We start from the raw sequence: 21,722 nt of genomic DNA, 5'->3' as shown, positions 1-21,722 counted from the left end.
GGCCCCGCACAACCCGCGGTCGACTCCCCCCCCGCGGACCGGGGGCGGGAGTCGTGTGGGCCGGGGTCTGGTCCGCGCCGGGGCGCCGAGCGTGGGGTGAGCGTCACCCCCTCGCTCGGCGCTCGGGCTCGGACCAAAACGGAACGCGAAGTCACGCGGTGGCCGGGAGCCCCTGTTCGGCGCGGGCGGCGGGCGTGACCCCCTCGGCGTGCGGTTTCGGCGTGATCCGCGAGCCGAGGTGGTTGGCGTAGGCCTTGGTGAGTTCCGCCCCGAACAGGAAGATCTGCGAGGCGTAGTACAGCCACACGAGCAGCACCGCGAGCGACCCGGCCGCCCCGTAGGCCGAGCCCACCCCGGCCCGGCCGAGGTACAGGCCGATCAGGAACTTCCCGAGCGAGAACATCACGGCCGTGACCGCGGCCCCGAACCACACGTCCCGCCACGCGATCACCGCGTCCGGCAGGTACTTGTAGATCAGCGCGAACAGCACGGTCACGACGACCACGTCGACGGTGGTGGTCACGATCAGCCCGACCGTTCCGGTCTGCCAGTCGCCGAGGAGCGTGCCGACCGCGGCCAAGGCGCTGCTGACGACCAGCGACACCAGGAGCAGGAACGCCACGCCGAGGACCATCGAGAGCGAGAGGAACCGGTCCCGGACGAACCCCCACACCCCGCGGCCGGGCTTCGGCTGCACCTCCCAGATGGTATTGAGCGCGTCCTGCAACTGCCCGAACAGTCCGGCCGCCCCGAACAACAGCATCGCGACCCCGAGGACCGAGCCGATCGCCCCGGCCCCGGGCTTGCTCGCGCTCTCCACCATCGTCTCGACCGCCTCCCCGCCCTGGGCGCCGACGAGGTTCTGCACCTGCGCAGAAATCTGCCCCTGCGCGGCCTCCTGGCCGAGGACCATCCCGGCGATCGCGATGGCGATGACCAGGAGCGGCGCGAGCGAGAACACGGCGTAGTACGCCAGTGCGGCCCCGAGCCGCGGGGCCTTGTCGTTGACCCACTCGGACGCGGCCTCGACGACGATCGACTTGGCGGACGAGAAGCTCGGTACGGCGGGCGCACTCACTGGTGGGCTCCTGACAGGGAAGCGGACCCCGGGCGGGGACTCGGCGCGGTCCGGTGCCGTAGCCGATGCAACCCGCGGGCCGATTGTTGCGCGATCCCCGGTCGCACGGCCGGGCAGCGGAGTTCCCGTTCCGCGTCGACCCCCGGACCGTGCGCGACTCCACCCGGCGAACCGCGGCCGCACGGGAGCGGCACACACCCCTCGTTTACGTGTGGCCGCGGCTCGCCGGGACGTGCTTTCCGGATGCGCCTGGGCACCCCACGCACTCCGCGGGCGACGAACACATTCCCAGGCGGATTGGCACGGTCGGTGCATGACCTTTACCCAGCTAACACACGTCGGGCCACCTTCCCCCGGCCCGCCCCACACGCTCCCGACACGTCACAGAGCCCGTCCCACAAGAGCCGGCGACTTCGGTCGCCGGCTCCGTCTTTCCTGGGGTTGCCCCGCCCGTCCGGGTGCGTACGCAAGCACTGTGCGCCCAAAAAACCGACAAGGGGTCTGCGACATGGACGAGCAGCAGGGTGCGGGCCGCACCGCGGTCCGGAGCGTGTCGGCGTGGTTCTTCCTTAACGGGTTCACTCTGGCGGCGTGGGTGGCCCACGTCCCCCGACTGAAAGAAGACCTGCACACCACGACCGGGCCGCTCGGGCTGGCGCTGCTGTGCATGTCGGCCGGTGCGGTGCTGGGCATGACGCTCGCCCCGCGGGTCACGCGCCGCGTCGGCGCGGCGCGGGCCGCGTGGCGGGCCGGCACCGTGATGGCGCTGCTCCTCGGGTTCCCGCTGTCCGCCGGGTCCGTGCCCGGGCTCGGCCTCGCGCTACTCGCGTTCGGGGCCGCCAACGGGATCATGGACGTGACCATGAACACCGCAGCCGCGGCCGTCGAGCGCGACCTCGGCCGGCCGGTGATGTCGGCGTTCCACGGGTGGTTCAGCGTCGGAATGGTGCTGGGCGTCCTCGGCGGCGTCGCGGCGCTGTCCGCGGGCCTGCCGCCGCTGGCGCACGCCGGGGGCGTGCTCGCCCTCGCCGGCGTGCTGCTCTTCGCGGCCCCGCCGACCGGGATCGGGACCCCGCCCGCCCCGACCGAAGCGGCACCGGCCGCCGGCGGCAACAGCGGCCGCGTGTTCGCGCTCGCGGCGCTGGCGTTCGTGAGCATGTTCCTCGAAGGCGCGGTCGCCGACTGGGCCGGGCTGCTCTCGGCCGGGTTCGGGGCCGACTCGGCGACCGCGCCGCTCGCCTACGTCGCGTTCACCGTGACCTGGGCGGCCGGGCGGTTCGCGGGCGACGCGCTGACGCGCGCCGCGGGCGACGTGGTCATGGGCCGCCTCGGCGGGGTCCTCGCGGCGGCGGGCATCCTGGTCGGCGTGCTCTCCGAGTCGCCGCTCGGCGTGGCCGCCGGGTGCGCCGTGATCGGCTTGGGCCTCGCGAACGTCGTCCCGATCCTGTTCCGGGCCGCGGCCGCGGTCGACCCGAGCGGGCGGGGCACGGCGATGGCGACCGTCACGGGCGTGGGGTACGCCGGGTTCCTAGTCGGCCCGCCGGCCGTCGGGTTCCTGGCCGAAGCGGTCGGGCTCCCGCGCGCCCTGCTGCTCGTCGTGGTCGGCGGCGTCGCCCTGACCGCTGGGGCCGGCGCGCTGCGCCCGCGGGCGAGGTGAGCCGCACGCTGTGCCGCCGGGCAGCGGCGGCGTCACCGCACGCAACGTGTCGCGGTGCGCGTGTCGTTCCCTCGCTGGTCCCCTTCCGGCGAGCGGAAGCACCGCGGGCACGACACGCCCACCACGGTCCGCGGGTCGGCCGCCTCCTCGGGGGTGAGCACGCCCTGGCACGCGAAGCACAGCCCGTGGCCCGACTCTTCCAGCCCGGGCGTGAGGGCGACCCGCTTGTCGAACACGAAGCAGATGCCGTCGAAGTGCGCGCCCCCGCACTCCTCGAAGTACTTCAGGATGCCGCCGTCGAGCTGGAACACGTTCGCGAACCCGCGGCCGATCAGGTACGGGGCCGCCTTCTCGCACCGGATGCCGCCGGTGCAGAACGTGACGACCGGGACCGCGGGGTCGGCCGGCGGCAGCCTGTCGGCGGCGGCGGGGAAGTCGCGGAAGTGCTCGACGCCGATGGGCACCGCACCGCGGAACGTGCCGAGCCCGACCTCGAAGTTGTTCCGCGTGTCGAGCAGCGTGACCGGCCGGCCCTCGTCGAGCCACCGCTTCAGCTCCCGCGCCCCGAGTCGCGGGGCCGGGCGGGTCACCGGGTCGACGCCGGGCACCCCGAACGCGATGATCTCCTTCTTGATCTTCACCAGCATCCGCGAGAACGGCTGCTCGCGGCTCGTGCTCACCTTCGCTTGCAACCCCTCCAGCCCGGGGACGCCCCGCAGCAGCGCGAGGAGGTGCTCGACCCCCGCGGCCGCGCCGGCGACGAACAGGTTCACCCCCTCGGTGCTGAGGAGGACGCTCCCCTTCAGCCCCGACTCGCGGCACGAGGCGACGAGCCGCTCGCGCAGCGGCTCGAGGCCGTCGAGGGCGGCGAACTGGTACGCGGCGACGTTGACGACGGCCGACACGGCGGGCTCCGGAAGCGGCGACAAACGGGGCACGAGTTGGTGTATGGTTTCGTTCGGGCGCGGGCCCCGGTACGCGGTTCGCACCCCGGCCCCGCCGCCCGGTCCCCGCCCCCGCGAGACGCCATGAACATCCTCGGCACGCACCACGTCGCGGTCATCTGCTCGGACTACGAGCGGTCGAAGCGGTTCTACACCGGGGTGCTCGGCCTCGAAGTGGTGTCCGAGGTCCACCGGGCGGCCCGCGACTCGTACAAGCTCGACCTGCGGCTCCCGGACGGCACGCAGGTGGAGCTGTTCAGCTTCCCGGGCCCGCCGAGGCGGCCGAGTTACCCCGAGGCGTGCGGGCTGCGGCACCTCGCGTTCCGGGTGCCCGACGTTGCGGCGGCCGCCGCGGACCTGGAGGGGCAGGGGGTGGCGGTCGAGCCCGTCCGCGTGGACGAGTACACCGGAAAGCGGTTCACGTTCTTCGCCGACCCCGACGGCCTGCCCCTGGAGCTGTACGAGGCGTGACGCGCCCGGAGCGAATCCTGTAACCGGTCCGCCCGGTCCGGGTTGACTCGGCGGAGCCGCACCTCGGTCCCCTCGGGATTCGCACATGCCCACCCGCGCCCTCGGCCTGTTGGCCCTGTTCGTCGCTCCGTGCGCCCTCGCGGGGCGGCCCGCCGCGTACGACCCGCTCGCGGCCCCCAAGGGGGCGCTCCCCGAGCCGATCGACACCGTTGTGAAGGACAGGGCCCGCGACCGCGAGATCCCGGTCCGCGTGTTCCTCCCGTCCGACAAGGCGGCCGCGAAGGTCGTGCTGTTCAGCCACGGGCTCGGCGGCTCCCGCGAGATGAACGCGTTCCTGGGCCGGCACTGGGCCGGGCGCGGGTACGCCGTCGTGTTCCTCCAGCACCCCGGCAGCGACACCTCCGTGTGGAAGGGCAAGGCACCCAAGGACGTGATGCCGGCGATGCAGAAGGCCGCGTCGGTCGAGAACTTCTCGCTGCGGGTCAAGGACGTGCCGGCGGTCCTCGATCAACTCGAAGTGTGGAACAAGGAGGCCGGCCACGCGCTGAGCGGCCGCCTCGACCTGTCGCGCGTCGGCATGTCCGGGCACTCGTTCGGCGCGGTCACCACCCAGGCCGTGAGCGGGCAGACGTTCCCCGGCGGGAAGGCGCTGTTCACCGACCCGCGGATCAAGGCGGCGGTGGCGTTCAGCCCGAGCGCGCCGGCGGCCGGCGACCCGAAGAAGGCGTTCGGCGAGGTGACGGTGCCGTGGCTGCTGATGACCGGCACGAAGGACACGTCGCCGATCCGGGACATCGACCTGAAGTCGCGGCTCGCGGTGTTCCCGGCGCTCCCGGCCGGGAGCAAGTACGAGGTGGTCCTCGACAACGCCGAGCACTCGGCGTTCACCGAGCGTTCGCTGCCCGGCGAGCGGGAAAAGAGAAACCCGAACCACCACAAGGTGATCCTGGCGCTGAGCACCGCGTTCTGGGACGCGTACCTGCGCGACGACGCGGCGGCGAGGGCGTGGCTCGACGGCGACGGCCCGAAGTCGGTGCTGGAGAAGGGCGACACCTGGCAGAAGAAGTGACGCGAGCCCGGCCGGGGTCACCCGCCGTCGCGCGGCGGGAACAGGCGGGTGAGCCGGGCCTTCACGTACGAGTACGCCTCGACCTCCGCCCGGTGGAGTTCGGTGTGGTAGGTGACCTGACCGGGGATCTCGATGAGCCACGTCTCGCGGTCGAGCACATCGGGCCGCTTCATGGAAATGCGGAACACGTCCCGTGCGGGGGTGCCCGGCTCGGTGCGACTGAGGACCGCGTACCAAGTTGTGACTGCCGTCCCCACTGCGGCCCCTTCACCGGTCCCGGGCGAAGCGCTCCAATTTTACTATCGGTCATCAGTCGTACGCCGACAACAGATTCCGGTTGAATTCGGCACCGCCGGTACCCCCGGGGGCTCCCCAAGCGGCACGGACGGGTGACCGGCGACTGGGCGCCGCTGGGGAAAGTGAGAGCGGCCGCGGGGGGCCCCCCCGGGGGGGCCCCCGCCCCGCGGGGGGGGGGGGCCCCCCGGGGGGCCCCCCCACCGGGGCCCCCCCGGGGGGGGCGGCGCCGGGCGCCGCGGGGGAACGTGTGCGCGGCGGCGGTGCCACACGCGGGTGGCACCGCGGCCGCTCGGGTTTGCGTCCCCCCGGGCGTACCGCACTACGCGGTCCCCGGGAGCGGGTCACTTCGCAGGACCCGATTGGGTGATCGCGAACGGCGGCAGCTCGGTCGCCCCGTCGCGAACCTCTGCCGTCAGCGGGGTGTGGTTCCGGTCCTGGTACACCGCCGGCACCTCGTTCTTCTGCGCCTCCATGCCGCCGCCGGGCTGACTGGGGTCGTTGCCGCCGCTCACCTTGCTCACCAGGACGGCGTAGGTGCCCGGCTTGACGGGGTTGTTGGGCGCGTCCCGGGTGACCCGGAACCGGCCCCCCGCGTCCGTCTTCGCGGCGTGCAGGCCCAGCGCCGCGTTCCCCTTCGGAACGAACTGCACCTCGGCGCCCGCCAGCGGCTTCCCGTCCAGGGTCACGCTCCCCGTCACTTCGGCCGACGGGCTGCCCGCCGGGCTGCCGCACCCGACGGGCAGAGCGGCCACGAGGGCGGCGGCGAGCGTTCGTCGCAGTGTCATGGGTCGATCCTCCGGTCGGGTGGGTTACCAGTCGCTGCCGAGGACGTTCCCGTCCCGCGGGTCGCAGGCGTTCTGCCACGTCGCCGCCGACACGGCGGAGGTGACCGACCGCACGCTCGCGTCGCCCAGGCACACGTTCATCACCCCGGTGTGAAACGCCTGGCCGCCGCCGGAGTTGTTGGTCGCGCTGGCGACGACCGGGTTGGCCTGGAAGATCGGGCACGCGACGTACCCGGTCGTCCCGCGGGAGGAGCACATGGTGGGCGACCATCGCGGCTCGGAGTTGGCCCACAGCGACGCCAGTGGGCCGCCGCCGGTGTTGCCGGACCCGTACTGCCCGTACCGCTCGCCGAACAGCACGACGTTCGACGTCCCGTCGGCGAACGTGTTCGGGATCCGGGCCGCGCCCTCGGTCGAGCCCGTCGCGGGGTCGCCGAAGACTTCGTAGTTCGCCGCGTAGTTCGAGACCGCGTGAGAGGCGTCCGGGCCGGCCGGGTTGCCGAGCCCCGTTCCCGCGGCCGGGCTCGGGTCGGACGGGCACCGGAACGCCTGCAGGACGTAGCCGTAGGCGTTCTTCCCGTTGACCGCGTTCGACATGCTCCCGTTCGACGCCGTGTACAGCGCGCCCTGCTCGAGGTAGGGGAGGAGGTGGTAGAAGACCGCCCCGGCCAGGCCCTTGTACGGGCCGGTGCGGGCGATCGCGCCGTTCCACGAACCCGACGCCGAGCCCGCCGGCGGCAGGACGCCCAGGGTGTCGTGGCACGAGTGCGCCGCGATCCCCAGTTGCTTGAGGTTGTTGCTGCACTTCGCGCGGGCCGCGGCCTCGCGGACCTTCTGCACGGCGGGCAGGAGCAGGCCGATCAGGATCGCGATGATGGCGATGACGACCAACAGTTCGATCAGCGTGAAACCAGACCCGGCGTGTCGAACGAGTCTCGGGCGCATGAATGGACCTCGGAAGGGAGATTCGGGCGGGATGACTGTGGGGCGGGCAACGGGACCGGCTCGGTTCGGAAGAATGATGACCCGACGACCGCCCGGATAAAGTAGTACACCGCGGCAACTACCAGCGTCAAACCGGCCGGGGTCCGAGCGTCCCGGATTCCGCGAGAATAGAAGACAATTGCACAGCGAATGAGGCCGGACGAATTAGCTGATACTTGAGCCTCAACGCGAGGCGGGGCCAGAAGTGATCAGCCTCGCCCTGTACCGACCACTTCCCGAGGGACCGCCGTGGTAGTCGGCTCCTCTGTCAAAGTGGTCCCGAGCCCATCCCGTCGCAAGCTGTGTTCCCAGCGATGTGACCAAGAGTCGTACCGATCATTCCTGTCGCTCAAGTGATTCGCGGCATTCGGCTTCTGGGGCGGGGCGCAGGGCGCCTTCGAATAACGAAAAAGACCCCCGGGCGTGCCCCGAGGGTCTGGTGGAGTGCTCGCTGAGGGATTTGAACCCCCGACCTGGGCCGTGTAAAGACCTCGCTCTACCCCTGAGCTAAGCGAGCCGCTCGTTCACTTCCGTTCAATCGGCGTGCAGGTCGCGGACCAACCCGCGGGCGTACTTCGCCGCGTTCAACAGACCCCGCACCTGGGCCAGGAGGTTCGCCCGCCCCGCGTCGTCTGCTGTGGTCGCGTCGAGTCGCGCGAACAGGTGCCCGACCTGGTCCATCAACCCGTTGTACCGCTCCGAGAACTCGGCCCCCAGCCGGGCGACCGCTTCGGGCGACCCGCGGACCTCCTCGACCTGCTCCCGGGCCTCCAGCATCTCGGCCAGGAACGCCGGCGGCAGTTGCTTGTGCTCGCCCGCCGTCGGCCCGCCGAGGAGCCCGAGCAGGTGGTCGGCCCGCGTGAACGGGTCGCGGAGCGCCGCGTACGCCTCGTTGACGGCGGCCGACGCCTCCGTGCTCACCGCGAGGTCGGCGTCGGAGCCGGCGGCGTGGTAGTCCGGGTGGACGGCCCGCGACCCCGCGAGGTACGCCCGCTCCAGCGCCGCGGCGTCGATCGAAAAACGCCTCGGCAGGCCGAGGCGCTCGAAGTGGTCCATTGGAGTGTCGCGTTTCGTGTTCGACGATTCGAGTTCCGGTGCCGCGTCTCAACTTGAAACGTCGAGCGTGGAACTCGAAACGGGGTCACATCGAGTACGAGCTGCCGCAGCCGCAGGTGCTCTTGGCCTGCGGGTTGGAGATCGTGAACCCGCGCTTGTTGAGGTCGTCGTGGAAGTCGACGGTGGCCCCGTTCAGGTACAGCAGCGACCGCTTGTCGACCACGACCTCGATCCCGTGGAACTCGAACTTCTGGTCGGTCTTCTCGTCGTACTTGGCGTCGAGGTCCAGCTTGTTCTGGAACCCGCTGCACCCGCCGCCCTGCACGCGGACGCGGAGGTACAGCTTCGAGCCGGGCTCGACGTCGCTGCGCGACTCCATGTCGGCGATGTGCCGCTTGACCTCCAGCGCGGCCTTCTCGGTCACGACGACCGGCGGCGGGGCGGGCGGGGCGGCCGGGTTGGCGACGCCCAGGGTGTGGACTTCCGGAGCAACGGCGGTGGCGGTGGACATGGGTGATCCTTTGCGGTTGGGAGTGCGAATCGGGTACTGAATGATTCTACGCACCGGCCTGCGGAGTGTTACACCCCGACCGGCTCGGCCGCGGCGCCGGCGGGCACCTCGGCGTCCTGCTTCTGCTGGTAGTTCGCAATGGCCGCCTTGATGGCGTCCTCGGCGAGCACCGAGCAGTGGACCTTGACCGGGGGCAGGGCCAGTTCCTCGACGATCTCGGTGTTCTTGATCCCGAGCGCCTCGTCCACGGTCTTGCCCTTGAGCCACTCGGTGGCCAGGCTGCTCGACGCGATGGCGGACCCGCACCCGAACGTCTTGAACTTCGCGTCCTCGATGACGCCGGTGCCGGGGTTCACCTTGATCTGGAGCCGCATCACGTCGCCACACTCCGGCGCGCCGACCAGGCCGGTGCCGACGCTCGGGTCCTTCGCGTCGAAGCTCCCGACGTTCCGCGGGTTGTTGTAGTGCTCGAGAACCTTGTCGCTGTACGGCATCGCTTGCTCCTCAGTACAAGCCCACGCATGAACATCCGTGGGCTTGGATAATACTAGTGGTGCGCCCACTCGATCTTCTTCAGGTCGATCCCCTGCTGGGCCATCTCGTAGAGCGGGGACATCTCGCGGAGCCGGGACACCTCGCGGACGACGAGGTCGGCCACGAAGTCGACCTCGGCCTCGGTGTTGAACCGCCCGATCCCGAACCGGATGCTCGAGTGGGCGAGTTCGTCGCCGACGCCGAGCGCCCGGAGGACGTAGCTCGGCTCCAGGCTCGCGCTCGTGCAGGCGGACCCGGACGACACGGCCACGTCCTTGATCCCCATCATGAGCCCCTCGCCCTCGACGTACGCGAAGCTGATGTTCGCGTTGCCGGGGAGCCGCTCCTCGGGGTGCCCGTTGAGGTACGACTCGGGCAGCTCGCCCATGATCCTGCTGCGGAGCCGCTCGCGGAGCCGGAACGTGCGCTGCGACTCCTCGGCCATCTCCAGCCGGCACAGTTCGCTGGCCTTCCCGAGCCCGACGATCAGCGGCACCGGGAGGGTGCCCGACCGCATGCCCCGCTCGTGGCCGCCGCCGTCGATCTGCGGTTCGAGCCGGACGCGGGGGTCCTTTTTGCGGACGTACAGCGCCCCGATCCCCTTCGGTCCGTACATCTTGTGGGCCGTCAGGCTGAGGAGGTCGATCCCCATGTCCTCGACGTCCACCGGCACCTTCCCGACGACCTGGACCGCGTCGGTGTGGAACAGGACGCCCTTCTCCTTGCACAGCTTGCCGATGGCCTTGATCGGCTGGAGCGTGCCGATCTCGTTGTTCGCGGCCATGATCGAGACGAGCACCGTCTTGTCGGTGAGCGCCTCGCGGACCTGCTCGGCGCTGACGCGGCCGTACTGGTCGACGGGCAGGTACGTCACCTGATACCCGTCGCGCTCGAGCCGCTTACAGGTGTCGAGCACGGCCTTGTGCTCCGTCGCCTGGGTGACGACGTGGTTCCCCTTCTTCTTGTACATCGCGGCGACGCCCTTGATCGCCAGGTTGTTGCTCTCCGTCGCGCCGCTGGTGAAGATCACCTCCTTGGCCGACGCGCCGATCAGGGCGGCGATCTGCTCGCGGCCCTCCTCGACGGCGGCCTCGGCCGCCCACCCGAACGGGTGGTTGCGGCTGGCGGCGTTGCCGAACTTCTCGAGGAAGTAGGGCAGCATCGCGTCGACCACCCGGGGGTCGGTCCGGGTCGTCGCGTTGTTGTCCATGTATACGGGCATCTTCGCCGTCATCGGTGCGAAACTCCGGGGTGTGTTAGGCTTGCGGGGCCTTGGCCGCCTCGCGGGCCACGCGGGCCGGGGCGAGGGACAGCGAGAGCAGGGCCGAGGGCTGGTTCAGGCGGCCGTTCGGGTCGAACAACTCGGCGAGCGTGACCGCCCGCAGGACGTCGAGCAGCCGGTTGTGGACCGTCGTGAGTGCGCCCTTGAGGGTGCAGGTGCCGGCGTGCGTGCACTGCTCGTGGTTCGCGTCGTCGGCCTGCGACGGGTTGCACACCGTGAGGCGGAACCCCGACTCGATCGATTCGAGGAGTTCCGCGAGGGTGATCGCGTCGGCCGGGCGGGCCAGGGCGTACCCGCCCTTGACCCCGCGGTGGCTCGCGACGAACCCGTGGTGCCCGAGTTCCTTCAGGATGTTCGCGACGAACGACCGGCTCAGGCCGAACTTTTCGGCGACCGCGCGGGCGGTCCCCCCGCCGGCCTGCTGGTGCAGGTACGAGAGGATCAGGAGGGCGTAGTCGGCCTTGCGGCTGAGCAGCGTCACGACTCGTCCTCGCTGGGGAAAGGGAATCAGCACTACGGGTATACCATTTTTAGGCGCGTTAATCGCATAAGACAAGTGCTAATTAGCTGAGACTCCGTCTCACCAAGGCATTGTGGCCGATTCGGTTTGTTGGTTGGGCGAACCCTGAGCGCCAGCGAGGGGGTATGTGTTACCCCCTCGCTGGCGCTCAGGGTTCGCCAAGAAGAGCAGACGCGGTCGCCGCCGCTTCGCCTTTACCTCCGACCCGGTCGCGGGTACTCTCCCGCCGTTCGAAATCCCACGGATGGGGCGGGTATGAGCACATCTCTCCGGACCGAAGGCATCAGTCTCGTGATCCCGGCGTTCAACGAGGACAAGGTGATCGCGCAGGCGATCCGCGAAGCCGAGACTGCCCTGGCGGGCCGGTTCCGGGAGTTCGAGGTCCTCGTCGTCGACGACGGCAGCACCGACGACACCACCACCGTCGTCGGCTGGGCGCTGGAGCAGGCCGAGAACACCCGGCTCATCAGCCACAAGGGGAACCAGGGGTACGGTGCGGCGCTGCGCACGGGGTTCGAGGCCGCCAGGTACCCGCTCGTCGCGTTCACCGACGCCGACTGCCAGTTCGACCTGACCGAACTCGGCACGCTCGCGGCGCTCGCCGACGAGTACCCGATCGTCGCCGGCTACCGGCTCGATCGCAAGGACCCGTGGAAGCGGCGGTTCTTCTCGTGGGGCTACAACCGAATGGCCCGCACGCTGCTCGGCACGCGGGTCCGCGACGTGGACTGCGCGCTCAAGGTGTTCCGCCACGCGACACTGGCCCAGATGCTGCCCGAGAGCCGCGGGTTCTTCGTGAACACGGAGATGATGACGCGGGCGCGGCAGCTCGGCGTGCCGGTGATCGAGGTGCCGGTGACGCACCGCCCGCGGGCGAGCGGCGAAAGCAAGGTGTCGCTGCGTGAGATCCCGAAGACCGCGAAGCGCTTGCTGAGCTTCTGGTGGTCGAACGTGGTGCGCGGGCCGCGGGCGCGGCCGGTCACTCAGACGGTGTTTCAGACGCGGGTGGCGGTGCCGACCGCAGCTCCCGCACGAGTTGTAAACCGTCTGCTTTCGTGCGAATCTGACCTTCCAGTTGAGCTTCCCGTACGGCGTCCAGGAGCCGCTTGAACTCGCGGCCCGGCTTCAGGCCCATCGCGATGAGGTCGTCGCCGGTCACCGCCGGGGCCGGGTTCAGTTCCTCGGGGGGCGTGTCGCGGAGCATTCGTTCGCAGAACGTGACGTGGTCGAGCCCCTTGCCGGTGGCGAGGGCGTCGGCCCGGTGCAGTTCCAGCAACTCGCGAATCCCCGGGTGAACCAGGATCGGCTTCAGCTTGCTCGCCCGCATGGTCGGGGCGTCGGCGAGGTACTGGTGCTTCTCGACGAGCCACGCGACCCGCGTCTTCTCGGCGGTCGAGAGCCGGAGCCGGTCGGCGATGGCCTCGGCCATCTGCTTGCCGACGTGCTCGTGCCGGTGGAACGTGTACCGGTCCGGGGTGCGGGCGAACGTCCGCGGCTTGCCCACGTCGTGGAGGATCGCCGCGAACGCGAGCGGGAACGAGACCGGCCCCTTCAACTCCTCGACCACGCGAACCGTGTGCTCCCAGAGCGTCCCCGTCGGGGCGCTCGGGAGCCCCTGCGGGAGCGTGAACGTCGGCACCATCTCGGGCAGGACCGGCTCGATCAGTCCGAACTCGCGCAGCAGCCGCAGGCCGCGGGCGCGGTTCGGGTGCGTGAGCAGTTTCCGCAGTTCCTCGGCGATGCGCTCGGGCGACACGGCACGGATCTGACCGGCCATCTGCGTCGCGGCGGCCTGCGTCTCGGGGTCGATGGCGAGATCGAACCGCGTCGCCATCCGCACCGCCCGGAGGATGCGGAGCTTGTCCTCGGTGAACCGCTCGGTCGGGGCGCCGATCGCTCGCAGCACCTTCGCGCCCAGGTCGGCACGCCCGCCGACGAAGTCGATGAGTTGCGCCTTCACCGGGTCGAAGAACATGCCGTTGATGGTGAAGTCGCGCCGCTTCGCGTCCTCTTCGGGCGACGAGAACACGACCGAGTCGGGCCGCCGGCCGTCGGTGTAGGTGCCGTCGGAGCGGAACGTGGCGACCTCGACCGTGAGCCACTCGCCGTCATCCCCGCGGGGGCCGATGACCTGCACGACGCCGAAGCTGGCCCCGATCTCGTTGCGGTGCTTGAACAGCGGGCGGAGCTGGTCGGGCCGGGCGTCGGTGGCGACGTCGTAGTCGTCGGGCATAAGGCCGAGGAACTCGTCGCGCACGCACCCGCCGGCCCACAGCGCCGCGAACCCGGCCTGCTGGAGCCTGCGAACCACGTCCAGTGCGAACTCGCGCTCGGTCATACCGGGAGTGTAGAAAAAGGTGCCCCGGCCGGAGTAGCCGTCCGGCCGGGGCTTGGTCCAAAACCGGTTCGGTTTCGGTGTGCCGTCTCAGGGAGTGACCACAATGATCCGGTCGCCGGCGTTCAGCCTCAGTAACCCCGCGTCTTGCCGTTAGACCACCCCCACAGGTTGAGCGCGAACGGAGCGTGGGGGACTGGAATCGAACCAGTACTTCAAGGTTGCAGGTTGCCGGACAGTCGAGAAGTCACCTCGGCACGGGTTTGAAACTGGCGTGAGAGTCTGATTCTGACGAGCGGGACGCCTGCCTCTACCAGTTGGGCTACCCCGCCGTGGTTACGAGTGGCGGGAGTGGGACTCGAACCCACACTGTCGGACACCCCTGTGTCAACCTGAGCCGGAGCCTCAGCCTGCACGCCTGTGCGGAGGTAATGATGCGCGCCGGAGGAGAAAGGTTCAAGGAAAAGTGCCGATCACCGCCGAAGCGGACAACACGAGAGCGGGTGAAATTGAACAGCTTCTGCCCCTCACCCGCCGCTCGAAGACTCGCGGCGACCTCTCCCCGCAGAGCCGGGGCGAGGTGGGGTCAGTCTGCGTTTCGTCATCTTCGCGAGTGGTTCAGGTCGGATCGGGCCGAGGTGCCCCACCTCGCCCCGGCTCTGCGGGGAGAGGTCGCGACGAGTCTTCGAGTCGCGGGTGAGGGGTGCTTTCTCCTACGCGGGCATCACTCGCGCCGCCCGCTCCAGATCGCCGATGAACTCTTCGAGCTTGCGCCCGCCGCCGGCGCGGATCTCGCGGATCGCCGCGACGACCTCGGCCTCGTCAAAGTCGCGGAGCGCGGACTCGACGACCTCGGCCGGAACGGGGATCGGTTGGGGTGACCGATCGATCGGTTGACTCGGCTCGTTCGGCATGACGATCTCTCCTGAGGCCATGACCTCAACATAACGCAGACAGGCCGCCCGTTGCAACGGGCGACCTGTCGACGCGCTCTTACCCGCCGAACACGAAGTCGAGGAGCGGCTCGCCGGCCTTCTGGCGCTCGACCTCCAGGAGGTTGGCCTGCTCCTTCGCGGCCTTGATCGCGTCCTGGAGCTTGCGGACCCGGGCCAGGATCGCGTTCTTCCGGTCCGCCGAGATGCTCCCGCTGTAGAGGATCTGCGTCCACGTCCCGACCGGCACGTCCTTGGTGAAGAGTTCGGTTTGAGCCGGGTGCTCCTTGGTCGCCGCGTACTTCACGATGACGGTCGGCTCCTTGCTGGTCCGCAGCGACTCGCTCACCTTGCTCCGCAGCAGGCCGGTGCTCGGGTCGTGGTTCCACTCCTCGGCCGGGTCCGGGGTCGGGAGCTTCGACACGAACGTCTCCAGGTCGTTCACCTGCTTGTCGAGGAACAGCAGCGACGTGACCGGCACGTTGGCGAGGACGACCTTGCCGTCCACGACGATGTCGGCCCGCGCCGACTGGTTCCCGGTGTCCTGCGTGAGGACCAGGTTCCACAGCTCGGTCCACTTCTCGCGGGCCTGGCGGATCAGGTCGTCCACCCGCTGCTGGACCCGCTGGCTCTCGGGCGGGAGCTTCTGGCCGTTCAGCTCGTCGAGCGGGCGGTACATCCGCTCGCGGCCGACGAACAGTTGCTCCTTCTGCGACACCTTGTGCAACTCGGTGACGGCCTTCTCGGCCTCGTTCTTGCGGGCCGAGACAACGGCGTTGATCTGGTTCAGCTTCGGCACGGGTATCCTCCTTACGATCGTGAAACTGACGGTGAGTCTACCGCGGAGGACACGCCCCTTTCGTCACCGGTTCGGGCTCGGATCAATTGAGCCGTCACATGATTCGGATTAGGACCAATAAAGGAACTCGCGTATCGTGACCGCGTGCGTCGCTTAAATACAACCGCAGGAATATCTTGCAGATTCATGTGCAGGCGAAAATTGCTCGAATGATCATTCTTCCGGACAGGGAATATGGTTCCGGACATGGGGTGTGCCAGTCGTCCGGAATCATTTCTCCGCTCAGACGCGGAACAGGAGGCGGGCGTTGGCCTCGAAGACCTGCTCGTGGTACTCGGCGGGGATCGCCTCGAAGACGAAGTCGCGGTACGCGGTCATCGGGGCGAGCGGCCAGTCGGTGCCGTACACGAACCGGTTCGGGCGCTCCGAGTACCGAATCGCCCGCTGGACCACGTGACTCAGTTCCGCCGCCGCCTCGCGGCCCTCGTCGGACGCGAACACCTCGTCGGTGCCGACCATGAGCCCCGACAGGTCGGCCCACACGTTGATGTTCTTGTAGATCACCTCGGCCGCGTCGAGCGTCCACGGGTTGCCGACGTGGCACATCAGGAACCGCGTGTCCGGGTGGTCGACGGCGACCTCGTCCACGCCGAGCGGGTGCGCGAACTTGAGCTTCGCCCTGGGGGAATACGTGTCGCCGGTGTGGAACATCACCGGCACCTTGTACTTCCCGGCCAGTTCGTAGTACCGGCGGTAGTTCGGGTGCGCCGGCTCGAAGTGGAGGTAGCCGAGGTAGCCCTTGAGGGCGACGACGCGGCCGGCGGCGAGCAGCTCCTCGACGCGGAGGAAGTGGGCCGCGTCGGTGCGGGTCGGGTCGGCGACGCCGACGGCCCGGAGCCCCGGAACCTGCTGGGCGATTTCGAGGGTGAGGTTGATGCCGAGTGGGTCGTCGTCGCCGCAGTCCCACGCCCCCATCGCGAAGGCGAGCGTGGTGCCGCTGGTCTGCATCTCGCGCCGCAACTCGGCGGCGACGACCGCGGGCGGCTGGCGGAGCAGCGGCGCGAGCGGCCCCGTCCCGGGGAGGTTCGGCGGCACGGCGTGGACGTGGACGTCGATCATCGGCTGACCCGGCTCGGGCGCGTGGGCGACCGGGTCAGTGTATTAACGGTTCCAGCGTCGAGCGGTTACGGCTGGATCTGCGGGAGAATCGGGCCGCCCTGGGCGGCCGGCTGCGCGCCGCCGGGCAGACCGGGTGCCGGCTGGCCGGCGGCCTGGCGGAACTTGGTCATGTCGTGCCGGCGGATCGCAACGCCCATGTTGTTCTGCCCCGGCCCCATCGTGAACACGCCGAACTGGCCGGTCGTGGTCTCCGCGAGGTACAGCGCCGACTGGCCCTGGGTGATGTACCCGGTGGTCATCATGAAGTGGACGTCGGCGCGGGCCTGGAGGCCGAACTCGGTGGCGAGGTCGACCTCGGCCCAGCCGACGATCTTGCCCTGGTTGCGGTCGATGACGGTGCCGAGGAGCTTCCCGGCCTTGTAGTCGAGGAGCCACACGCCGTCGGTCTGGATCTTCGGGTTCACGGTCACGGCCCCGGTGGCCATGATCATGTCCTGGTACCGGTCGTTGGACGCGGCCCCGGCCTGCCGGGGCGGGGCGAAGAAGAACAGGGCCGCCGCGACGCCCGCCGCGCCCGCCGCCGCCACGACCCCCGCCTGCACCAGTGTGCGCATCGCCGCCCCTCCGCCAGTGTGGGTCCGATCTTGGGACGCAGGCATAGCGTCCGCGGCCGGGGTGTCCAGTCGAACTCGAAACGGGACCAGGAACCCGGTAAGCTGTGGGGGCCGCACGACCCAGGGACTCGGGAGAATTACACGTGGAGCGACTCATGGCGAGGAACTCGGACCGCAACTCGCAGGCCGCCCAGCAGGCACTCGCCGCGTTCCTGAAGCTGCCGTGGAAGGCCCGGGCCGCGCTCGCCGTCATCGCGGCGTTCGCGGGCCTCGTGCTCCTCGGGGTCAACTGCGCCCGCGACCGGCAGCACGCCCCGCCGCCGCACGAGAGCGGCTCGTTCCCCGAGGGCTCGAAGACCGTCCTCCTGTGCCACTGGAACATGGAGAACCTGTTCGACGACGTGGACAACAACCGGCGACAGGTCGATGAGGAGTACGACGCCTGGTTCATCCTCAAGCCCGAGGACCGGGTGGCGAAGTACCACAAGCTCGCCGCGTGGCTCCTCAAGCAGAACGGCGGGATCGGCCCGGACGTCATCGTCGGCAACGAGATCGAGAGCTACCGGGCCGCGGAACTGCTCCAACAGGCGCTCAACGCCGGCCTCCCGGCCGACGCCGCGAAGTACGACCAGGTGATCATGAAGGAGCTGGACTCGGGCCGGCACATCGCCCCGTGCGTCATCTCGCGGTACCCCCTCAGCGGCGGGCGGCTCCTCGGCAGCCGGCGGCGCATCCTGGAGGCGACCGTCACGGTAAACGGAAAGAACTTGTCCTTGGTCGCGTCGCACTGGACCTCGCAGCTCACCGACAAGGGGACCGGCAAGGAGGGGACCGGCCGCGACGGGTACGCCCAAACGATCTACGACGAGTTCTGCCGCGAGCTGAAGGAGAACCCGAGGGTCGACTTCCTCGTGTGCGGGGACTTCAACGACACGCCCGATTCGGACTCCGTTGCGAAGACGCTGCACGTCGTCGCCGACCCGAAGTTGGTGACGGCCGACGCGAACCCACCGGTGCTGCTCGGGCTGCTCTCGGGCAAGTCGCCGGAGGAGTTCGGGACGCACTACTACAGCAAGCCGCTGATCTACGACCACATCGTCGTGTCGCCGGGGTTGATCGACACAACCGGTTGGGGCTGCGTGGTGGACTCGGTGCAGGTGCCGACCGACGGGCTGATCCGGGCCGGGTCGAAGGGCCGGCGGCCGTGGCGGTTCGGCTCGGCGAACGACAACGCCGTCGGCCGCGGGTTCAGCGACCACTTCCCGGTGATGGTGACGCTCAAGGTCGCACCGTAGTCGTCCCGGGGCACACCATTTGCCTGCTCACGGCTGTTCTTCCCCTCAGGAGACAGTCATGGCAGCGCCCCAGTTGCGGTTGGAAGACGCCGAGAACCCAAAGTGCGACGTGATGATCGACGCCGACGCGCAGACCGCCGTGGTGCCCGGCCCGCGGCCCGGGACCGCAACGGTCATCTCGCCGGACGGCCGCCGGGTGCAGGTGATCGGCGACCACCAAGACATTCACGCCCGGGTCCAGGCCGCCGCAGCTCGGGCTCATGAAAGTGGAGAGTCACCCCAGAAGAACGCCGGGGTGAGTTGAGTTCGATGACGTGACCGCCGGGGCAGGTGTCAGAACCTGCCCCGTGTTCGTTCAGTCGCCACCGGTCGCGGGCATGTCATCGGCGAGCGCCTCGACGGTGCCGATCACCAGATCGGAAACCTGCTTCACCATCTGTTCCAGCTCCTCGCCCTGGTACCCGGCGTCGGCAACGATTTGCCGAACGACCTTGGTGTCCTCCGGGTTGAGCTGCTCGGTCTGCACGATGGCGGTAGCGTGATCGCTCTTGCTCCAGGCGCTCCGGCGCGCCTCACGCACCTGGTCGGCAAGGGCGCGTGCGGTGGTCGTCATGATAGCTCCGGTCTGCGGGAGAACCCTGGACGTCCGAATGCCCAGGCGCTCCGCGTACCCTATGCAACCGGCGTGCCGGCCCCCCGCACTTACGGCCGGCCGACCCGCACCGCGTACCCGTCGGCGAGGATCGCAACGACTTCGTTGTGGGTGGGCCGGGCGACGAGCGCGACGACCGGCGTGGGCACGTTCAGCCTGACCGACGCGACCACGTCGAGCCGCGTGCCGACGAGCCGGAACCACTGCACCTCGTTCTGCCGCGTGACCCCCGCGACCGCCCCCGGCCCCGTCAGGCACGCCGCAATGTAATCCTCGCTGGGTGCGATTGCATGACGCTTCGTCGGCTTTGCGGGGTCGTTCACACGAAACTCAGCCCACCGCAGGAACCCTTCCGCGTCGATCCCAGTGACTTCGAGCGTTCCCGGCTCCGGGGTCAGCCAGTCGATGCACGGGGCCGGCAGGGTTTCGTCCCCGTGGGCAGGTTTCCAGGGTTCGACCCACTGTGTCTCATCAGGCGGCGATGAGCCGTGGTTCAGGTGGTGAATCGATCCGTCCGACCAGTCCCAGGCGGCTCCGCCCGGTGCTTCCACGAGGAGACAAGTCCGCGGGCCGTCGGCGCGAAATGGGTGTTGAGTTCCAGGAACCATCACGAGGCTGCTGAAGCAACACCGCTGAGACGCCCCCGCGAGCACCAGTCCGTAACTCGAAGGCGGCCCGGTGACCGAAGGCTGGAGGTGATAGTCACCCCCGATCTCCTCGGTCGTTTCAGAGATTCGCGTGAACGAGGAGGTGCCGTCCGCCCTGAACGACGTGAGTTTGACCGCGTCGCCCAGCTCTCGGAGAGCGAACACGACCTGCCCTTGGGCACCGACCGACAGCGCGGTGGCGGGGTGATCCCCCTCGTCACCGAGCGGCACAACTCGGCCCTCGTTGACGCGCCACATCACGATCGCTTCGGTGGTCGCGACGACGATGTCGAACGTGCCGCGGGCGACGGCCACGGCGGTCACGGTGCCGCTCGCGAGCTTCACGGGCGGCGGGTGCGACGGTGCGGCCGGCGGCACGGGGCGGCGGTCCTTCTCGCGGACGGCGAAGCCCGCGTCGCGCACCACCGGACCGGACCACACCGGGTTGTGCCCGAACAGTTCGTTCGCGAGTCGCGAGCCCTCGTGACCTCTGCCGGCCGCGCGAAGGTGCGCCGCGAACATCAGTCGCACATGATCGGAGATGTCGTCGCGCAGTTCGGCCGGGAGGAAGTCCTTCCCGACGCCGATCGCGTAGTTGAAGAACCGGCCGGTGTCGCTCGGTCGGTCGGCGAGAACAGCCTCGGCTTCGGCGAGCAACGCCTTCGTGGCGGGCAGGTCGTCGGCGGCGAGGTGCTCGTCGATCAACCGCTCGCCGCACGTCACGTTCTCGGCGGTGATACCCTCCCAGCCGCGGCGGAAGTAGGAGAGCGCGAGGTCGCGGCGGCCGGCCCGGTTCCGCATCAGGAGGCCGGCGGCGAGGAAGTGCCCGCGGCGGGCGAGTTGTTCGGCGGCACGGGTGTGGAAGAGGAGCGCACGGGCCTCGTCGCCGATCCGCAGGAGCAGGTCCGCGGCCCGCTCGAAGTGCTCGTACGCCTCGTACAGCCGTACCGCCTCGTCGGTGTCGCCGGCCCGCTCGAAGGCGTCCGCCGCGGCAAGCGGGTCGTTCAGCCGGTCGCGGAAGAGCAGGGCGGCGTCGCGGCACAGGCCGCCGGCGAGGAGCACGTTCGCGGCACTGCGGAGGTCGCGGAGCAGCACCCCGTAGATGTACGCGGCCCGGCGGAAGTCGCCGCGCCTCGTGGCGTCCTCCGCGAGCTGCCGGTACACCTTCGCGAGTTCGTTCCACACGTCGCCGCCGCCGAGCCACGCCGTCGCGGGGCCGCCGCCGGAGCCGATCAGGTCGCGGAGGGAGTACCGCGGGTCGCGGTTGCCGAGGTGGGCGTTCGTTCCGACGCGGGCCGGCTGGTTCGGGTCGGCGACCGCGGCCGGCGCGCGGCGGAGCCCCTTCTCGATGTCGCCCGATTGGAGCTGACGCAGCACCTCGCGGAGCGCCGCCTCCTGGTCGCCGAGCACCTTCTCGCTGAGCCGCGGGACCGCTTCGAGCGCCCTCCGGGCCAAGTCGCCGCCGAGTTTCGCGAGACCGGCCGAACCGAGTTGCCGCCCGACCCATGCGAGGAACCCGCCGACGGCGAGCTTGCCGCTCGCGGTGAACCGGGTCATCGCCGAGTTCGCACCCGGAGGTCGCGCGTCGTCGGGGATGCCCTGTCCCGACCCGGTGCCGAGCGGTTCCGCGTCGTCGGGCGCGCCCGCACCGAGCGCATCCATCAACCCCGCGGGCGGGGCGGGGCGCTCGATCACGGTGAGCGTGTCGGGGCGGAGCGGTCGGGGCGGGAACGGTTGCCAGTCGTCGCGCCGGACAACGACCGGCCGCAGCCACTGCGTGACGCGCAGCGGTTGCGGGTCGAACGCCAGCACCTCACCGCCGGGAAGTACGACGAGGCCGCGGGCCTGCGTGAGTGCGGCCGCCTCGTCGGGGAGCAGCGCTGGTACCAGTTCCGCGTCGGCGGGGATCAGCAGGTCGCCCATCAATCGCCGCAGGGCGATCGCGCCGGGAACGTGGCGCGCGTCGTGGCCCGCGGGCGGCACCAGCACGAACCCGCCGCGGACCGCGAACACAGCCGGCACGTTCGCACCCAAACAGGCGCACGCCATCGCCAACTCCCTCGCGTCGGTTGCGAGCAGCAGGAACGCATCGGCCGGTGCGGGTGCGTCGCGCCGCGTCAGTCGAAAGGGGACGTCCACGC

The 21,722-nt window shown here is 70.0% G+C and carries 22 protein-coding genes, 1 tRNA gene and 1 pseudogene; 6 read left to right on the top strand and 18 right to left on the bottom strand.

Annotated features, from left to right (window positions below):
* Positions 1-151: 151 nt before the first annotated feature.
* The gene (locus ACTIGN_RS01040; RefSeq protein ID WP_439620548.1) at positions 152-1,078 is read right to left on the bottom strand and encodes a YihY/virulence factor BrkB family protein; all 927 of its coding nucleotides are present in this window, start codon (positions 1,076-1,078) and stop codon (positions 152-154) included.
* Between the two features lie 508 nt (positions 1,079-1,586).
* Between ACTIGN_RS01040 and ACTIGN_RS01035 the strand changes: the two genes are divergently transcribed.
* Entirely contained in the window at positions 1,587-2,735 is a 1,149-nt protein-coding gene (locus ACTIGN_RS01035; RefSeq protein ID WP_439620547.1) for an MFS transporter, read from the top strand.
* A gap of 32 nt (positions 2,736-2,767) precedes the next feature.
* On the opposite strand, the gene trhO is transcribed toward ACTIGN_RS01035, so the two are convergent.
* Positions 2,768-3,640 carry an oxygen-dependent tRNA uridine(34) hydroxylase TrhO gene (gene trhO / locus ACTIGN_RS01030; RefSeq protein ID WP_439620545.1) on the bottom strand — a complete coding sequence of 291 codons (873 nt, stop codon included), beginning with the start codon at positions 3,638-3,640 and terminating at the stop codon, positions 2,768-2,770.
* 123 nt (positions 3,641-3,763) lie between these two features.
* Here trhO and gloA2 point away from each other — a divergent pair, with 123 nt between their 5' ends.
* Both gloA2 and ACTIGN_RS01020 read left to right on the top strand, forming a co-directional pair.
* Positions 3,764-4,150 carry an SMU1112c/YaeR family gloxylase I-like metalloprotein gene (gene gloA2, locus ACTIGN_RS01025; protein ID WP_439620544.1) on the top strand — a complete coding sequence of 129 codons (387 nt, stop codon included), beginning with the start codon at positions 3,764-3,766 and terminating at the stop codon, positions 4,148-4,150.
* Between the two features lie 85 nt (positions 4,151-4,235).
* Positions 4,236-5,219 (top strand): alpha/beta hydrolase family protein, encoded by a 984-nt coding sequence (locus tag ACTIGN_RS01020; RefSeq protein WP_439620542.1) that lies wholly within the window; start codon positions 4,236-4,238, stop codon positions 5,217-5,219.
* Positions 5,220-5,236: 17 nt separating this feature from the next.
* Here ACTIGN_RS01020 and ACTIGN_RS01015 read toward each other — a convergent pair whose 3' ends face one another.
* The 9 genes from ACTIGN_RS01015 to ACTIGN_RS00975 all read right to left on the bottom strand — a co-directional run bounded on the left by ACTIGN_RS01015 (position 5,237) and on the right by ACTIGN_RS00975 (position 11,149).
* The gene (locus tag ACTIGN_RS01015; RefSeq protein WP_439620541.1) at positions 5,237-5,476 is read right to left on the bottom strand and encodes a hypothetical protein; all 240 of its coding nucleotides are present in this window, start codon (positions 5,474-5,476) and stop codon (positions 5,237-5,239) included.
* Positions 5,477-5,857: 381 nt separating this feature from the next.
* Complete coding sequence (locus ACTIGN_RS01010) at positions 5,858-6,301, bottom strand: hypothetical protein (protein ID WP_439620539.1); 444 nt, start codon at positions 6,299-6,301, stop codon at positions 5,858-5,860.
* A gap of 24 nt (positions 6,302-6,325) precedes the next feature.
* Positions 6,326-7,246, bottom strand: coding sequence for a DUF1559 family PulG-like putative transporter (locus tag ACTIGN_RS01005; protein ID WP_439620537.1), 921 nt, complete (start codon positions 7,244-7,246; stop codon positions 6,326-6,328).
* A 484-nt stretch (positions 7,247-7,730) separates the two neighbouring features.
* Positions 7,731-7,802 (bottom strand) — tRNA-Val (locus ACTIGN_RS01000).
* A gap of 17 nt (positions 7,803-7,819) precedes the next feature.
* On the bottom strand, positions 7,820-8,341 hold the full coding sequence (gene hscB, locus ACTIGN_RS00995) for a Fe-S protein assembly co-chaperone HscB (RefSeq protein ID WP_439620535.1): 522 nt from the start codon (positions 8,339-8,341) through the stop codon (positions 7,820-7,822).
* A gap of 85 nt (positions 8,342-8,426) precedes the next feature.
* Positions 8,427-8,852, bottom strand: coding sequence for a HesB/IscA family protein (locus tag ACTIGN_RS00990; RefSeq protein WP_439620533.1), 426 nt, complete (start codon positions 8,850-8,852; stop codon positions 8,427-8,429).
* Between the two features lie 68 nt (positions 8,853-8,920).
* Positions 8,921-9,346: a Fe-S cluster assembly scaffold IscU gene (iscU, locus tag ACTIGN_RS00985; RefSeq protein ID WP_439620531.1), complete on the bottom strand. Its 426-nt coding sequence runs from the start codon at positions 9,344-9,346 to the stop codon at positions 8,921-8,923.
* A gap of 53 nt (positions 9,347-9,399) precedes the next feature.
* A complete protein-coding gene (locus tag ACTIGN_RS00980) occupies positions 9,400-10,620 on the bottom strand; it encodes an IscS subfamily cysteine desulfurase (protein ID WP_439620529.1) in 1,221 nt (406 codons plus the stop codon).
* Positions 10,621-10,642: 22 nt separating this feature from the next.
* A complete protein-coding gene (locus ACTIGN_RS00975; protein WP_439620527.1) occupies positions 10,643-11,149 on the bottom strand; it encodes an RrF2 family transcriptional regulator in 507 nt (168 codons plus the stop codon).
* 294 nt (positions 11,150-11,443) lie between these two features.
* On the opposite strand from ACTIGN_RS00975, the pseudogene ACTIGN_RS00970 reads away from it, so the two are divergent.
* Positions 11,444-11,902, top strand: a pseudogene (locus ACTIGN_RS00970) (glycosyltransferase family 2 protein); the annotation flags it as partial.
* A 265-nt stretch (positions 11,903-12,167) separates the two neighbouring features.
* On the opposite strand, the gene ACTIGN_RS00965 reads toward ACTIGN_RS00970, so the two are convergent.
* The 5 genes from ACTIGN_RS00965 to ACTIGN_RS00945 form a co-directional block, all read right to left on the bottom strand.
* Positions 12,168-13,526, bottom strand: a complete 1,359-nt coding sequence (locus ACTIGN_RS00965) for a CCA tRNA nucleotidyltransferase (RefSeq protein ID WP_439620526.1) — start codon at positions 13,524-13,526, stop codon at positions 12,168-12,170.
* A gap of 710 nt (positions 13,527-14,236) precedes the next feature.
* The gene (locus tag ACTIGN_RS00960; protein WP_439620525.1) at positions 14,237-14,437 is read right to left on the bottom strand and encodes a hypothetical protein; all 201 of its coding nucleotides are present in this window, start codon (positions 14,435-14,437) and stop codon (positions 14,237-14,239) included.
* 79 nt (positions 14,438-14,516) lie between these two features.
* On the bottom strand, positions 14,517-15,254 hold the full coding sequence (locus ACTIGN_RS00955) for a DUF7873 family protein (RefSeq protein WP_439620524.1): 738 nt from the start codon (positions 15,252-15,254) through the stop codon (positions 14,517-14,519).
* A 282-nt stretch (positions 15,255-15,536) separates the two neighbouring features.
* The gene (locus ACTIGN_RS00950) at positions 15,537-16,373 is read right to left on the bottom strand and encodes an amidohydrolase family protein (protein WP_439620523.1); all 837 of its coding nucleotides are present in this window, start codon (positions 16,371-16,373) and stop codon (positions 15,537-15,539) included.
* Positions 16,374-16,438: 65 nt separating this feature from the next.
* Positions 16,439-16,987: a hypothetical protein gene (locus ACTIGN_RS00945; protein ID WP_439620522.1), complete on the bottom strand. Its 549-nt coding sequence runs from the start codon at positions 16,985-16,987 to the stop codon at positions 16,439-16,441.
* A 155-nt stretch (positions 16,988-17,142) separates the two neighbouring features.
* Here ACTIGN_RS00945 and ACTIGN_RS00940 point away from each other — a divergent pair, with 155 nt between their 5' ends.
* Both ACTIGN_RS00940 and ACTIGN_RS00935 read left to right on the top strand, forming a co-directional pair.
* Positions 17,143-18,282 carry an endonuclease/exonuclease/phosphatase family protein gene (locus ACTIGN_RS00940; RefSeq protein WP_439620520.1) on the top strand — a complete coding sequence of 380 codons (1,140 nt, stop codon included), beginning with the start codon at positions 17,143-17,145 and terminating at the stop codon, positions 18,280-18,282.
* 58 nt (positions 18,283-18,340) lie between these two features.
* Entirely contained in the window at positions 18,341-18,586 is a 246-nt protein-coding gene (locus ACTIGN_RS00935) for a hypothetical protein (RefSeq protein WP_439620518.1), read from the top strand.
* 51 nt (positions 18,587-18,637) lie between these two features.
* On the opposite strand, the gene ACTIGN_RS00930 is transcribed toward ACTIGN_RS00935, so the two are convergent.
* Both ACTIGN_RS00930 and ACTIGN_RS00925 read right to left on the bottom strand, forming a co-directional pair.
* Positions 18,638-18,895 (bottom strand): hypothetical protein, encoded by a 258-nt coding sequence (locus ACTIGN_RS00930; protein WP_439620516.1) that lies wholly within the window; start codon positions 18,893-18,895, stop codon positions 18,638-18,640.
* An 89-nt stretch (positions 18,896-18,984) separates the two neighbouring features.
* Complete coding sequence (locus ACTIGN_RS00925) at positions 18,985-21,720, bottom strand: hypothetical protein (protein WP_439620514.1); 2,736 nt, start codon at positions 21,718-21,720, stop codon at positions 18,985-18,987.
* Between the last annotated feature and the right edge of the window lie 2 nt (positions 21,721-21,722).

Source organism: Gemmata sp., assembly GCF_051859125.1.
Lineage (GTDB): Bacteria > Planctomycetota > Planctomycetia > Gemmatales > Gemmataceae > Gemmata.
Note: the sequence above shows the minus strand (reverse complement) of the source record. Positions and strands in the feature narration are given on the sequence as shown.

What these genes read in the sequence shown, in the direction of transcription:
- ACTIGN_RS01035 (WP_439620547.1), top strand. Translation starts at nt 1,587, where the DNA reads ATGGACGAGCAGCAGGGTGCGGGCCGCACCGCGGTCCGGAGCGTGTCG.
- gloA2 (WP_439620544.1), top strand. Translation starts at nt 3,764, where the DNA reads ATGAACATCCTCGGCACGCACCACGTCGCGGTCATCTGCTCGGACTAC.
- ACTIGN_RS01020 (WP_439620542.1), top strand. Translation starts at nt 4,236, where the DNA reads ATGCCCACCCGCGCCCTCGGCCTGTTGGCCCTGTTCGTCGCTCCGTGC.
- ACTIGN_RS01010 (WP_439620539.1), bottom strand. Translation starts at nt 6,301, where the DNA reads ATGACACTGCGACGAACGCTCGCCGCCGCCCTCGTGGCCGCTCTGCCC.
- ACTIGN_RS01005 (WP_439620537.1), bottom strand. Translation starts at nt 7,246, where the DNA reads ATGCGCCCGAGACTCGTTCGACACGCCGGGTCTGGTTTCACGCTGATC.
- hscB (WP_439620535.1), bottom strand. Translation starts at nt 8,341, where the DNA reads ATGGACCACTTCGAGCGCCTCGGCCTGCCGAGGCGTTTTTCGATCGAC.
- ACTIGN_RS00990 (WP_439620533.1), bottom strand. Translation starts at nt 8,852, where the DNA reads ATGTCCACCGCCACCGCCGTTGCTCCGGAAGTCCACACCCTGGGCGTC.
- iscU (WP_439620531.1), bottom strand. Translation starts at nt 9,346, where the DNA reads ATGCCGTACAGCGACAAGGTTCTCGAGCACTACAACAACCCGCGGAAC.
- ACTIGN_RS00980 (WP_439620529.1), bottom strand. Translation starts at nt 10,620, where the DNA reads ATGACGGCGAAGATGCCCGTATACATGGACAACAACGCGACGACCCGG.
- ACTIGN_RS00965 (WP_439620526.1), bottom strand. Translation starts at nt 13,526, where the DNA reads ATGACCGAGCGCGAGTTCGCACTGGACGTGGTTCGCAGGCTCCAGCAG.
- ACTIGN_RS00960 (WP_439620525.1), bottom strand. Translation starts at nt 14,437, where the DNA reads ATGCCGAACGAGCCGAGTCAACCGATCGATCGGTCACCCCAACCGATC.
- ACTIGN_RS00950 (WP_439620523.1), bottom strand. Translation starts at nt 16,373, where the DNA reads ATGATCGACGTCCACGTCCACGCCGTGCCGCCGAACCTCCCCGGGACG.
- ACTIGN_RS00945 (WP_439620522.1), bottom strand. Translation starts at nt 16,987, where the DNA reads ATGCGCACACTGGTGCAGGCGGGGGTCGTGGCGGCGGCGGGCGCGGCG.
- ACTIGN_RS00940 (WP_439620520.1), top strand. Translation starts at nt 17,143, where the DNA reads ATGGCGAGGAACTCGGACCGCAACTCGCAGGCCGCCCAGCAGGCACTC.
- ACTIGN_RS00935 (WP_439620518.1), top strand. Translation starts at nt 18,341, where the DNA reads ATGGCAGCGCCCCAGTTGCGGTTGGAAGACGCCGAGAACCCAAAGTGC.
- ACTIGN_RS00930 (WP_439620516.1), bottom strand. Translation starts at nt 18,895, where the DNA reads ATGACGACCACCGCACGCGCCCTTGCCGACCAGGTGCGTGAGGCGCGC.